Annotated in this window: 9 protein-coding genes; 3 read left to right on the top strand and 6 right to left on the bottom strand. The window is 47.8% G+C overall.

What is annotated here, in order from left to right; all coding sequences use genetic code 11:
* The first annotated feature begins 4 nt into the window (after positions 1-4).
* Positions 5-3,412, top strand: a complete 3,408-nt coding sequence (locus ACQ4MZ_RS12155) for a ThuA domain-containing protein (RefSeq protein ID WP_430845326.1) — start codon at positions 5-7, stop codon at positions 3,410-3,412.
* Positions 3,413-3,490: 78 nt separating this feature from the next.
* Here ACQ4MZ_RS12155 and ACQ4MZ_RS12150 read toward each other — a convergent pair whose 3' ends face one another.
* From ACQ4MZ_RS12150 to ACQ4MZ_RS12125, 6 genes are all read right to left on the bottom strand, one after another.
* Positions 3,491-5,092, bottom strand: a complete 1,602-nt coding sequence (locus ACQ4MZ_RS12150) for a tail fiber domain-containing protein (RefSeq protein WP_430845325.1) — start codon at positions 5,090-5,092, stop codon at positions 3,491-3,493.
* Positions 5,093-5,326: 234 nt separating this feature from the next.
* On the bottom strand, positions 5,327-6,748 hold the full coding sequence (locus ACQ4MZ_RS12145; RefSeq protein ID WP_430845323.1) for a tail fiber domain-containing protein: 1,422 nt from the start codon (positions 6,746-6,748) through the stop codon (positions 5,327-5,329).
* A 224-nt stretch (positions 6,749-6,972) separates the two neighbouring features.
* Positions 6,973-7,773: a TIGR02757 family protein gene (locus tag ACQ4MZ_RS12140; RefSeq protein ID WP_430845321.1), complete on the bottom strand. Its 801-nt coding sequence runs from the start codon at positions 7,771-7,773 to the stop codon at positions 6,973-6,975.
* Positions 7,760-7,972, bottom strand: a complete 213-nt coding sequence (locus ACQ4MZ_RS12135) for a hypothetical protein (RefSeq protein ID WP_353721444.1) — start codon at positions 7,970-7,972, stop codon at positions 7,760-7,762. The genes ACQ4MZ_RS12140 and ACQ4MZ_RS12135 overlap by 14 nt, the downstream gene beginning before the upstream one ends.
* A 15-nt stretch (positions 7,973-7,987) precedes the next feature.
* Positions 7,988-8,977: a LysM peptidoglycan-binding domain-containing protein gene (locus ACQ4MZ_RS12130; protein WP_430845319.1), complete on the bottom strand. Its 990-nt coding sequence runs from the start codon at positions 8,975-8,977 to the stop codon at positions 7,988-7,990.
* Between the two features lie 3 nt (positions 8,978-8,980).
* Positions 8,981-9,769: a DUF4905 domain-containing protein gene (locus ACQ4MZ_RS12125; protein WP_430845318.1), complete on the bottom strand. Its 789-nt coding sequence runs from the start codon at positions 9,767-9,769 to the stop codon at positions 8,981-8,983.
* A gap of 45 nt (positions 9,770-9,814) precedes the next feature.
* Between ACQ4MZ_RS12125 and kdsB the strand changes: the two genes are divergently transcribed.
* Both kdsB and ACQ4MZ_RS12115 read left to right on the top strand, forming a co-directional pair.
* A complete protein-coding gene (gene kdsB, locus ACQ4MZ_RS12120; RefSeq protein WP_430845366.1) occupies positions 9,815-10,558 on the top strand; it encodes a 3-deoxy-manno-octulosonate cytidylyltransferase in 744 nt (247 codons plus the stop codon).
* A gap of 163 nt (positions 10,559-10,721) precedes the next feature.
* On the top strand, positions 10,722-12,287 hold the full coding sequence (locus ACQ4MZ_RS12115; protein WP_430845316.1) for a PglZ domain-containing protein: 1,566 nt from the start codon (positions 10,722-10,724) through the stop codon (positions 12,285-12,287).
* Positions 12,288-12,304 lie beyond the last annotated feature (17 nt).

The raw sequence follows: 12,304 nt of genomic DNA, 5'->3' as shown, positions 1-12,304 counted from the left end.
TCTAATGAATGAATCCCCTTTTCGAAAAGTTTTAAAACGTTTCAGGGTTGCCGGCGTGACGGCCCTGGCATGTTGCGGTCTGGTGGCTACGGCCCAGACGGTGACGCCGGAAAAGCGTGTGCTGGTATTCTCCAAAACCGCCGGCTTCCGGCACTCTTCTATCCCCGCAGGGAAAACAGCCATTTTAAAACTAGGTAAAGAAACTGGCTTTGCGGTAGACACTACTGAAAATGCGGCTGTTTTTACCAATAAAAATCTGCAAAAATACAGCGCAGTCATATTCCTGAACACCACCGGTAATGTACTGAACGACAAGCAGCAGGATGCATTTGAGCGCTACATCCAGGCGGGCGGCGGCTACGTGGGTATTCACGCGGCAACCGATACCGAATACGATTGGCGATGGTACAACAAACTCGCAGGCGCACAATTCCTGAGCCACCCAGGCAACCCGAATGTGCAGGAAGGCGAAGCGTTTGTAGTGAATGATCAGCACCCTTCGATGGATGGTTTTCCAAAAAAGTGGAAGATCAAGGACGAATTTTACGATTTCAAAAACTTTAATGAGAAAGTGAACGTCCTTGTGAAGATCGATGAAAAGACTTACAAGGATGGCAAAATGGGCGACAACCACCCGATGTCGTGGTACCACGAGTTCGATGGGGGCCGTGCATTTTACACGAACTTCGGGCATGAAGATGCTACTTATACCAATCCCGTTTTTGTAAAACACCTGACCGGCGGGCTCAACTGGGCCATGGCGTCGAAGCTGGATTATTCCAAATCCCGCCCGGAAGAAAACCGCTTTACTAAAAAAGTATTGGCTTCCAAGCTCGACGAGCCGACCGAACTCGTCGTTCTCGATGACCAACGTGTACTTTTCACCGAAAGAAAGGGAAAGGTTAAACTCTACAATCCCAAAACCGGGAAGATTAAACTCGTGGGTGAAGTACCCGTTTATACCAAACAGGAATACGGGTTAATGGGCCTGAATATTGACCCTAACTTCAAAACCAACAAGCTGGTATACATGTACTATTCTCCCCCATCGTCGGAAAAAGATACCGCGCAGCATTTGTCGAGGTTCAAATATGACGATGTGAAGGACACGGTGCTGCTCAGTACGGAAGAAGTGCTTCTGACTGTACCAGTAAAACGCACAGACTGCTGCCATACTGGCGGTTCTATCGCCTGGGATGCGAAAGGGAACCTCTATCTGTCCACCGGTGACGACGTGAACCCGTTCCAATCCAATGGATATGGGCCAATCGACGAACGCCCGGGACGTGAAGGATGGGATGGCCAGCACACTTCTTCCAATACCAACTCATTGAGAGGAAAAGTATTGCGTATCAAACCCCGCTACGGCGACCGTCGTGCGAATATGCCGGGCGGCACTAACCTGTACGACATTCCCGAAGGCAACTTGTTCCCTCCCGGAACAGATAAGACCCGTCCGGAGATTTACGTAATGGGTACCCGCAACCCTTATCGTATTTCAGTGGATCAGCACACAGGCTATTTGTACTGGGGAGATGTAGGTCCCGACGCGTCTAACGACGATCCCAAGCGCGGACCGAGAGGTTATGACGAGGTGAACCAGGCCAGAAAAGCAGGTTATTTCGGTTATCCGCTGTTTATCGCCAACAACAGGCCGTATATCGATTTCAACTTCGCCGACAGCACTTCCGGCAAGCCGTTCGATCCTTTGAAACCGATCAATAACTCGCCGCATAACACCGGTTTACAGGAATTGCCGCCTGCTCAGCCTGCGTTCATTTATTACCCATATGCCGATTCACCGGAATTTGGGGCGATTGTAGGCAAAGGAGGGCGTAATGCTATGGCTGGCCCGGTATATTATGCTGCTGATTATCAGGATAGCAAGGTTAAATTCCCTTCCTATTACAATGGCAAATTCTTCGCCTACGACTGGATCCGCGATTACATTAACATCGTGACCATGAACGAGAAGGGCGATCTGCAAAGCATCGAGCGTTTCATGCCGGGCACCAAGTTCAGCCACCCGATCGACATGCAGTTTGCGAAAGACGGTTCATTGTATACTTTGGAATACGGCCCCAACTGGTTCGCACAGAACGACGAAGCCAGCCTGTCACACATCACCTTCAATGCAGGTAACCGCGTTCCAGTGGCTGTCGCGAGCGCTACCAATACCACCGGAGCTACTCCTTTGAAAGTAAATTTCTCTTCCAAAGGCTCGCTGGATTATGACGGCGATCCGATTAAATATGAATGGTCATTTGGCAAAGGTCTGCCTAAAAGCACACTGGCTAACCCAAGCTTCACGTACGCTAAGGCAGGTGAATACACCGCAACTTTGAAAGTGACCGACAATGCGGGCAACTCCAACACCTCGGACGTGGTCATACGCGTGGGCAATGCTATTCCAAAAGTGGATGTGACTATCAAAGGCAATAAGACATTTTACTGGAACGATAAGCCCGTAAACTATGAAGTTTCAGTTTCAGATAAGGAAGACGGCAGCCTGGCCAACAAAAAGATCCCGGAAGACGAGGTAACGCTGACCATCAACTACCTCGAAGGTTTCGACAAAACGCAACTCGCACAAGGCCACCAGGCAAACAGCGGCTTCGAAACCGGTAGGCGAATGATCGAACTGAGCGATTGTAAAGCCTGCCACTCGATTGATAAGAAGTCAATCGGCCCCGCTTACCGCGAGGTCGCGAAGAAGTACGCCAGAGAGCGCAATTCTTTGAAAACGCTTACAGACAAGGTTTTGAAGGGCGGTAGCGGCGTGTGGGGCGAGCAGGCAATGCCCGGCCACCCGCAACACAAGCCAGAGGAAATCGAGGAAATGGTGAAATATATTCTGGACCTCAATAATCAAAAAGCTGTTGACAAAAAGCCGTTGAAGAGCTCTTATATAACCGAGGCTAAGAAAAAGCAGGGTTCATACATCTTCACAGCCAGCTATACCGACAAAGGTAACGGCAACATGGGTCCATTGACAGGCTCGAAAACCGTAGCATTGCGCCCCGCGACCCTAATGGCAAACATGGCCGACACCACCAAAAACACCTTCAAATACAAAGGTGACAATGGCAATGAAATGGTGATCGGCATGAAAGATGGCGGTTTCATCGCTTTTGATGATATCGACTTGAGCGAAATTTCAAAATTGGCTGTTGCGGTTGGAAGTAATGCGGCTCGCTCTGCCGGAGGAACGCTGGAAGTCCGCCTCGATGGCGTTGCGGGAACCAAAATCGGTGAAGGTAAAGTAGATAAGTCGGAAACGATCAGCATTCCGGTGAAAGTGCCAGCCGATGGCAAACTGCACAATGTCTATTTTGTATTTAAAAATGCAGAAGCGGGTAGCAAACCCTTGTTCTCGATTGAATCGGTGCGATTCGAGAATGCTGCATTGTAAAACTGATTTTCAGTAGAAATGGTAAAAGCGGGTTTCCTCTCGGGAGCCCGCTTTTGCTTTTAATGCAATTATAGTGTCTTATTTCTGAACCACCATTTTCTTCACGCCATTGCTCTTTCCATCCGTTACCAGATCATAAAGAAAAACGCCATTCTGAAAATCTCCTGCCGAAATCGTCAGCTGGCCTTCACCCCGCTCCTTCACCGGATAGGAATTCACTTTCATACCGTTTACTGCATACACATCCACTCTTGCCTCCTTCACCGAGTGCGGAATAAAGTATTTAATCGCCGAACTTCCGGTAAATCCGTTCGGAACATTTTGTTCGAGAACTACTCCATTGGCATTCGGCTCCATCCTCGCTGCACTGCCATTCAGAGGTTTCGCGGTATTAGAAGCTACGATCCGCTCCAATTGTTCGAGCCGCTTCGACAAATCAGCTACCTGCGCATTCATTTCTTTCAACTCCGCATCCTTCTGCTCAATAACCTGCTGCTGCTCTTTGACGGAGTTAATTAGAATGTAGGTTACGGCATTCGCGTCGTAATCCAGGTATTCCGTTTTATTTCCTAATGAATCCTGATAAGCAAATGTTCCGATGGTATATGGGGCAATTTTTTGCATTTCCTGGGCGATGACGCCTACGAACTTCTTGTCGCCGGTTTCAATTCCGGCCTGCCCGTTGTATTGGAACCAGACGGGACGGATTTGTTTCAACAAATCGAGGCCGTCTGTGAAGTTGGAAATGCTCTTTTTGAGACGGCTATCGGAGGCTACGATCCAATCCGGCGATCCGGCTTTGGCAGCGGCGTCGGTGCTGAGGTGGAGTTGGAAGGACGGTGCAGAATAGCCTATACCTACTTTGGCGCTATTGCCTAGTACAACACTGTTGCTAGCCGTCACCAACGCATTCGCCCCTATCGCCGTGGCATTGGTAAGTGTGGCATTTCCCCCGCTCTGATAGCCCAAATAAGTATTGTTGCTTCCAGTAGTATTGAAAATTCCTGCTTGATAACCAAAAAAAGAATTACTGTTTCCGATAGTAGTTCCATATCCGGCTTTACGCCCAAAAAAAGCGTTGCCAGTACCGCTTGTCGCATTAAAGCCCGCATGTGTTCCGATAAAGGTATTATAAGAACCTAGCTTGACCTTAAATCCGGTTCCCTTTCCAAAAAATGCGTTCTCATTTCCTGTATTTTCAGGTCCTGCATTGTAACCAACAATCGTATTGTCATCGCCTTGATGACCAGCATAAAGTCCCATGTACGTGTTCCAATTTCCATATATGTTCCCATCGCCAGCTCCGAATCCTATAAAAGTGTTGGAATGCCCTTTCGTATTTTGCCCAGCGGTGTATCCGATAAATGTATTTATTTGCCCTGTGGAGTTCTCACCAGCCCGCGCGCCGATCATTGTGTTATAGTTAGAATTCGTCACTTTCCCCGCGTTAAATCCAACGTAGGTATTCTGATAGCCAATAGTTCCATCCCTCCCTGCCTCATGGCCTATGTAAGTATTTTCTTTCCCCACATTCATTTTTCCGGCATCGACGCCAAAGAAAGCATGGCCTACTCCTTGCGTCCCTGCACCTTGCCCGTAATGAGTACCTTGCGCTTGTACTTGTGAAAGCGTGTGAATCCCAAGTAACAATACTCCTGCCGTTCTGTACCATTTTTTCATGATCAATAATGTTTTAAATGATTGAGGATTTACCTCGATTGATTTTGTAACTAGTACAAAACTGGCTGGAAGCTCCGGGAGAACGGAAAAGCAATGACGCAGCGGATACTCAGGGTTAGTTATCGGAGGTCTGTGCATCAGGCATGCCCCGTTATTCGATCATACTATTGTTCATTAGGAAACAAAAAGAGAGCTTCGTTACCAAAGCCCTCTTGATTCTGCTAATCATATCTCCTATTCTACTACCATCTTCTTTGCCCCCAAACTCTTACCATCCATAATCAGGTCATAGACGTGCACCCCGCTCCGGTATTTATCTGCTGAAATCACCAATTCACCTGCCCCACGCTCTAATATCGTATGAGAGCTCACTTTTACTCCCGCCACTGTGTAAATATCGATTACGGCTGTGTTTACAGATTGCGGAATGAAATACTTAATGGAAGTCTTATTCGAAAAGCCGTTGGGAACATTTTGCTCCAAACTGCCAGCCTCTTTTCCAGCGCTGTTGAAACCCCCTGGCGTAGCGCTCACTAAGCGCTCCAACCTTTCAAGCCGACTTTCCAGATTCTGTATTTGGGCTTCCTTATCCTCGATAATGCGCTGCTGCTCCTTCACGGAGTTGATTAGAATATAAGTAACCGCATTGGCATCATAATCCAGGTATTCTGTTTTGTTGCCCAGCGAATCTTGGTATACAAATGTACCAACCGTGTAAGGCGCTATTTTCTGCATTTCCTGCGCGATGATGCCTACGAACTTCGTATCGCCGGTTTCAATGCCCGCTTTGCCATTGTACTGAAACCACACGGGTTTGATTTGTTTTAATTGATTCAAGCCATCTGTAAACTCCGTTACATTCCTCTTAAGTCTTGAATCTGACACTACCGACCAAGCCGAGGACCCTGCCTTAGCTGCAATGCTTTTGCTTAGTTGTAGTTGATAGAACGGGGCAGAATAGCCGATACCGACATTGGCATTATTTCCCAAAACCAGGCAATGACTGCCCGTGACCATTGCTGATGCTCCGACGGCAGTCGCATTTACCAAACCGGCATTACCTCCCGCGGCATAACCCAAATAAGTGTTCTTTTCGCCGTTTGTATTACTTAGGCCTGCCCCATGGCCGAGGAAAGTATTAAAGTTTCCGGTTTCATTGCTGGTCCCGGCCTTGGCTCCCATAAAGACGTTGTAGCTTCCAGCTTCATTCATCAATCCGCTTTCATTCCCCAAAAAGCAATTTTGTGTGCCTTTTGATTTCTGGCCAGCCCAGCGTCCAATGCCTACATTAAGACTACCGGACGTGAACATTCCTGCTTGATAACCCATGTAGATGTTGCCATCCCCATTAGTATGATTCTGCCCAGCGGAGCTTCCAATAAAGATATTCGAAGAACTGTTCTCAGCCTTTTCACCGCTAAAACTCCCCAAATAAACATTCCCAAAGTCCGTAACGCCCTTCGTTCCCGATCCATAGCCGATGTAAGTATTGTATAACCCATTAGCTCCATTTGATTTACCGGCGTAGGTGCCGATGAATACGTGTCCTCCCCCAACTGTACCAACCCCTTCTCCAAAGTGTGTTTGAGCATTTGCATAAGGCAAGTAGAGGGCTCCTGCGAACAACGTAATTACCATTTTGTAACTGTTTTTCATAATCGTGCATGTTTAAATTGAATGAAATGGTCTTCAAATCGCTTTTTGACAGCACAAGTTTGAAAGGGAAATTTTGAATTAAGAATTGGTTGTACCAGCGGAACAATGACGTTACTTAGCGGATTTAGAGCATTTTTTGCCTTGAATTAATTACAAAGTACCCATGATAAATTGACAAAATACTTTGGTTTAAACCCTAATTATCTGGAAGTCAAAAAGCTTTTCTAATTGGCAAACCCCTCAATCCCCAATCCAAACAATGCAAAGTCATACTTCACAGGATCATTGGGATCAAGAAACCGCAGCGATGCAGTAAGCTCGGTGGCAGTCTGCCAGTCGGTAACAGGGCGTTTGATGAGACCCAGGATGCGCGCTACGCGGTCGACGTGGACATCGCAGGGGCAAACGAGTTGTGCGGGGCGGAGGGTGTTCCAGATGCCAAAGTCGACGCCGTGGCTGTCCTTACGTACCATCCAGCGCAAGAACATGTTCAGGCGCTTGCATGAGGATTTCCGGGCTGGCGTAGCAATGTGCTTGCGTGTACGTGCGGGGAAGATTTCGGAGTTCGAAAATAGGTCGTGGAAGCCAATTAGCGCGTTTTCGATCGTAATGTCGGTCGGCTTCAAATGACCGCTGAATGCGTACTCCAGTGAGTCGTGGATTTTGTAGTACTCCTGAAAAAAATGCAGGAAATAGAGGGTATCGGTAGCGTTGAAAGTACGGTGTTTGAAATGCAGGAACGGTTTCAGGTCGTTCTCGTGATGATTGCGCACGAAGTCGTAGGGCGCATTGTCCATTAATGCGGCCAGTTCCAGGCATTTGTTGATAATGGTTTTGCGCTGGCCCCAGGCAAGTACTGCCGCCCAGAAACCCATGATTTCAATGTCCTGCTTTGCCGAAAACCTGTGCGGGATACTGATCGGGTCGAAGGCAATGAAATCGGATTTGTTGTATTGCGCTACCTTTTTATCGAGCAGCTCGGCAACATACTCAGGCGGATATGCGGTGGAATCAATGTCTGGCATGACTACCTCCGAACAAGTAGGCCAGCACGCGTGAGATACCTGAAAAAATCATTACAATACCCGAAAAAAGGAATGTAAATACGGCGATAAACGGGTACAGAAGCGTAAACATAACACTCCAAACCTTGTACCCGGGCGTGTTTTTGAGCGCTTCCCGTTCTTCTTCTCTTTTAGAACGAAACTGTGGTGCGTGTTTCATAATATGTCTCCGTAGTTATTCAAGGTAACTCACTACGGCCCTGAATCGTTTGCTGTTGGGGGAAACTTTTTCAAATGCGCGTGACGACAGTTTGATCACGATGTCGTCGTTTACGCTGGTGTCGGGAATGCGGCCGATAATTCGGACGATGATTTTCTCCTGGTTGTATTCATTCAAAACCTCCACCAGCGAGCCGATCGGCGCGGTACGGTGCAAGCCCAGGAATTTGCTGGTACTTTCGTCCGTTTCAATCACTTCTGCAAGGCCCGATTCCGACTTTTTCTTGCTTTTCACCACTTTCGGCGGAGCTACTTCCTCCACGGGCTTCACCACTTTTTCCGGAACCGCCGTTTTGGCTTTCACAGAATCTTTCACAACCGTTGTTGCCACTTTCGCAGGCGGTGCTGCCACCGGTGCAGCCGCTTTTTCTATTCCTTTCTCGCTTACAATCAGTTCTTGGCCATCTTTAAGGTTATCGTCTGTCAAATTGTTCCATTTACGCAGATCAGCCATCAGCACGCCGTATTTCACAGCTACACGATACAATGTCTGGCCGGGTTCTACTTTGTGAATGCCATTGTCGGGAAGTGCTGCGGCCGAAGATGCCGACGGCGCAGAAGTACTGGTAGCTACCGAAGGTATATCAGCAACAGGCTTGGTTTCCTTCACCTCCGCTTTCACTAATTCCTTTTTGTCTTCTTTCTTTTCGTCTTTTTTGGCCTCTTTCTTGGTGACCTTAGGCGTGTAAGGCACCCTGATCGTCTGCCCCGATTGGATTTGGTCGCTCATGCCTGGATTGGCTTCGCGCAAGGCGTGAATGGTGGTTCCGTATTGCCGCACGACGGCGAACATCGTCTGGCCCTGGTTAACCTTATGTATAATGAAGATCTTCCCTCCTACCTTTTCAACCCCCACAGAGTCAACAGCATTCAATCCCTCAGCCCGGGCACTTGTCAAACCTGTCATCAATCCCGCCAAAAGGGCCAGGCAAAAAATATATTTCATTTATTATGAAAGCGTTAAACTCGAAAACTCGTTGCTATTTTTTAGATAAACCAGTGTGGACGCTTTCAGCATCATTGTCGAGCGGCCTATTCCTTCCCGCTCTTCCGATAGTTTCTCGTGTAAGACCTGCTGCTTCTGATCGGTCACTATGAGGAGGTATTGCACTGTTTTATCTTGCTCGTAAATATAATAAGAAAAGATTATATAGGGTCTTTTCTCCAAATAATCAATGGCTGCGGAGTTGTGACCGCCGGTTGCGTTGCTAATAAATTGCGCGAGCCGCCCGAAGTATGTATTCCCTTCGATGTAACGAACGGGTTCGGTTAAAATTATTTCGTACGCCGGTTCCGGCAGTTCCGTATTTAATGGTAGCAGCTCGCCCGTAGCGGCATTGCAATGCAGGTGTTTAAATAAATCGCCCTGCTTGGTAGCCACTTCCAGCAAGCCGTTTCCTGCATTACTGACCAGTAAGTGGTTAGGTAAAATCCATGACAACAATCCGGTTTCCGCATTCACGGCAAGGAGGTCCGTCGGTTCGGGAATCTCGGGATAGCGGTAATTGTGTAAAAAAATATGGCCATCGGAAAAAGCCATCAGGGACGTCCACCAATCCGTACCTTCCACCTGCCGCTGCCATTTTACGGCGAAGTTATGGATATCGATCACTGCAAACGAGACTTCACGTCTTTCAGGGTTACGTAACTCGATGGCCCACAGAGAACTACCTGGATCGGCATCGGGCATTACCCGCCAGATGTTTTCCGAAAACCGGAACGAAAAAAGATTTTGCAATTTTTTACCTTTATTTTGAATTCCAATTTAACTGATAACGACCTCGTGCGCATTCTAGGAATAATACCCGCCCGCTACGCTTCTACCCGGTTCCCTGCCAAAGCTTTGGTGGATATCGGAGGGAAAAGCATGATCCAGCGGGTCTACGAACAAGCTTCCAAAGCTACTCAACTCGATCAGGTTATCGTAGCCACGGACGATGAAAGGATACTGAACCACGTCAGCGAATTCGGCGGAACTGCGGTAATGACCTCACAGGACCATCAAAGCGGCACCGACCGCTGCTTTGAAGCACTGAGCAAAACAGACGGCCAATACGATTACGTCGTCAACATCCAGGGCGACGAACCTTTTATCAGCCCGGAGCCGATTGATCACCTCGCCTCCGTCCTGAATGGTGAAACCGAGCTGGCCACGTTGGTGAAGGTGATCGACAATGACGACATTCTCTTTAACGTGAATGTGCCAAAGGCGGTTCTGAATAAGCGAGATGAAGTGATGTATTTCAGCCGACAAACGATCCCTTACCTGCGTAATGCGCAGAGCCAGGAGGAGTTTCTGAAATCCCATGTTTTTTATAAACACATTGGCATTTACGCATACAGAACCGATGTTCTGGCCGAGATTACCAAACTTCCCGTTTCCTCGCTGGAAAAAGCCGAGGCCCTTGAACAATTGCGCTGGCTCGAAAACGGTTACGCGATCAAGGCGGTAGTCACATCAGATGATTCGCATGGCGTGGACACACCCGATGACCTCGACCGGGTCACCCGAAAATTTTTGTCTTAACAAGCCTTTGTGGAATACATTTTTTACAAGGAAGGTTAACGTATAAGGATTAGCCGTATATTTCTTAAAAAACGTTAAAACCGTTTTACGTATACGACCAGCTTCTTCCGATGCGTTAGCCTTTTATTGTTTTAAACTAATTACCATTTGAAAAAAGAGCCTTATGCAATATAACATCCTTTGGGCCGATGACGAAATAGATCTTCTCAAACCACATATCATGTTCCTCACCAATAAAGGTTACAACGTTACGCCCGTAAACAGCGGCGCGGATGCGCTGGACCGTATTGAGAATGACCGGTTTGACATAGTCTTCCTCGACGAAATGATGCCGGGCATGACCGGTCTCGAAACGCTCGCGCAGATTAAGCAACAGCAGCCGAACCTGCCGGTAGTGATGATCACGAAGAGCGAAGAGGAACACATTATGGAGGATGCCATCGGTTCCAAAATCGATGATTACCTCATCAAGCCACTGAATCCCAACCAGATATTACTTTCGGTTAAGAAAATTCTGGACAACAAACGTCTGGTGACCGAAAAGACTACTCTCAGCTATCAGCAGGAATTTCGCAGCCTGGCCATGCAATACCAGGACCGCATTGGGCACGAGGAATGGGCGGATATTTACAAGAAACTCATTTACTGGGAGCTGGAACTTGAAAGCTCCGACGACCAGGGAATGGCCGAAGTTTTCAGCATGCAGAAAAGCGAGGCGAATGCCAATTTCTGCAAATTCATTGAGGATGAGTACGAAGAGTGGCTCAACGACCCGCGTTCGGATAAGCCGATCCTCTCGCATCAGTTGATGAAACAAAAGGTATTCCCGCATTTGAAAGGATCGAGCGAGCCGGTATTTTTCCTCCTGATCGACAACTTCCGCTATGACCAATGGAAAATGATCCAGCCGATTTTGCAGGAGTATTTCAATATCGAGGAGGAATCGTCGTATTACTCCATTTTGCCAACCACGACAGGTTACGCACGTAACGCGATCTTCTCCGGCCTCATGCCCAGCGAAATGGAGCGTAAGCACCCGCAATGGTGGGTAAGTGACGAAAACACCCCGGAAGGCGAGGAAGGCCTGAACAACCACGAGCAGGATTTTCTTCAAAAACAACTGGAAATGAATCATTTGAATATCAAATTTTCATATTCCAAAATCCTGAACACCAACCAGGGCAAAGCACTGGTAGATACATTCAACAATCTGCTGACCAACCAGCTGAATGTGATTGTCTACAACTTTGTGGATATGCTTTCCCACGCGCGCACGGATGTGCAGATGATCAAGGAGCTCGCGCCCGACGAAGCGGCTTACCGCTCGATTACCCGCTCCTGGTTCCAGCATTCGCCACTGTTGGATTTCATTCGTAAAGTAGCCGAGAAGAAAGGCCGCCTGATCCTCACCACCGACCACGGCATGATCCGTGTGCAGAAACCCGTGAAAATCATCGGCTACCGCGAAACGAATACGAACCTCCGTTACAAACACGGCAAAAATCTCGGCTTCGACGACAATCATTTGATGGTATGCCGCAAGCCGGAGCGCATTTTCCTACCCAAACCGCACGTTTCGACGTCGTACGTCTTTACCAAAGAAGATTATTTCTTCGCGTATCCGAATAACTACAACCAATACGTAAACCTTTACCGTGACACTTTCCAGCACGGCGGCGTATCTCTCGAAGAGATGATCATACCGATCATCGATATGAAGGCAAAATAGGAGTTTAAATATGCAAA

The sequence above is a fragment of the Dyadobacter sp. BHUBP1 genome (genome assembly GCF_050587785.1).
In the GTDB taxonomy this organism is placed as follows: domain Bacteria; phylum Bacteroidota; class Bacteroidia; order Cytophagales; family Spirosomataceae; genus Dyadobacter.
This window is presented reverse-complemented; position numbering and strand designations above follow the sequence as displayed.

Excerpts from the sequence above, each read along its gene's own strand:
- ACQ4MZ_RS12150 (WP_430845325.1), bottom strand. The coding sequence starts at position 5,092 with ATGAAAAAATGGTACAGAACGGCAGGAGTATTGTTACTTGGGATTCAC.
- ACQ4MZ_RS12155 (WP_430845326.1), top strand. The coding sequence starts at position 5 with ATGAATGAATCCCCTTTTCGAAAAGTTTTAAAACGTTTCAGGGTTGCC.
- ACQ4MZ_RS12130 (WP_430845319.1), bottom strand. The coding sequence starts at position 8,977 with ATGAAATATATTTTTTGCCTGGCCCTTTTGGCGGGATTGATGACAGGT.
- ACQ4MZ_RS12145 (WP_430845323.1), bottom strand. The coding sequence starts at position 6,748 with ATGAAAAACAGTTACAAAATGGTAATTACGTTGTTCGCAGGAGCCCTC.
- ACQ4MZ_RS12140 (WP_430845321.1), bottom strand. The coding sequence starts at position 7,773 with ATGCCAGACATTGATTCCACCGCATATCCGCCTGAGTATGTTGCCGAG.
- ACQ4MZ_RS12115 (WP_430845316.1), top strand. The coding sequence starts at position 10,722 with ATGCAATATAACATCCTTTGGGCCGATGACGAAATAGATCTTCTCAAA.
- ACQ4MZ_RS12135 (WP_353721444.1), bottom strand. The coding sequence starts at position 7,972 with ATGAAACACGCACCACAGTTTCGTTCTAAAAGAGAAGAAGAACGGGAA.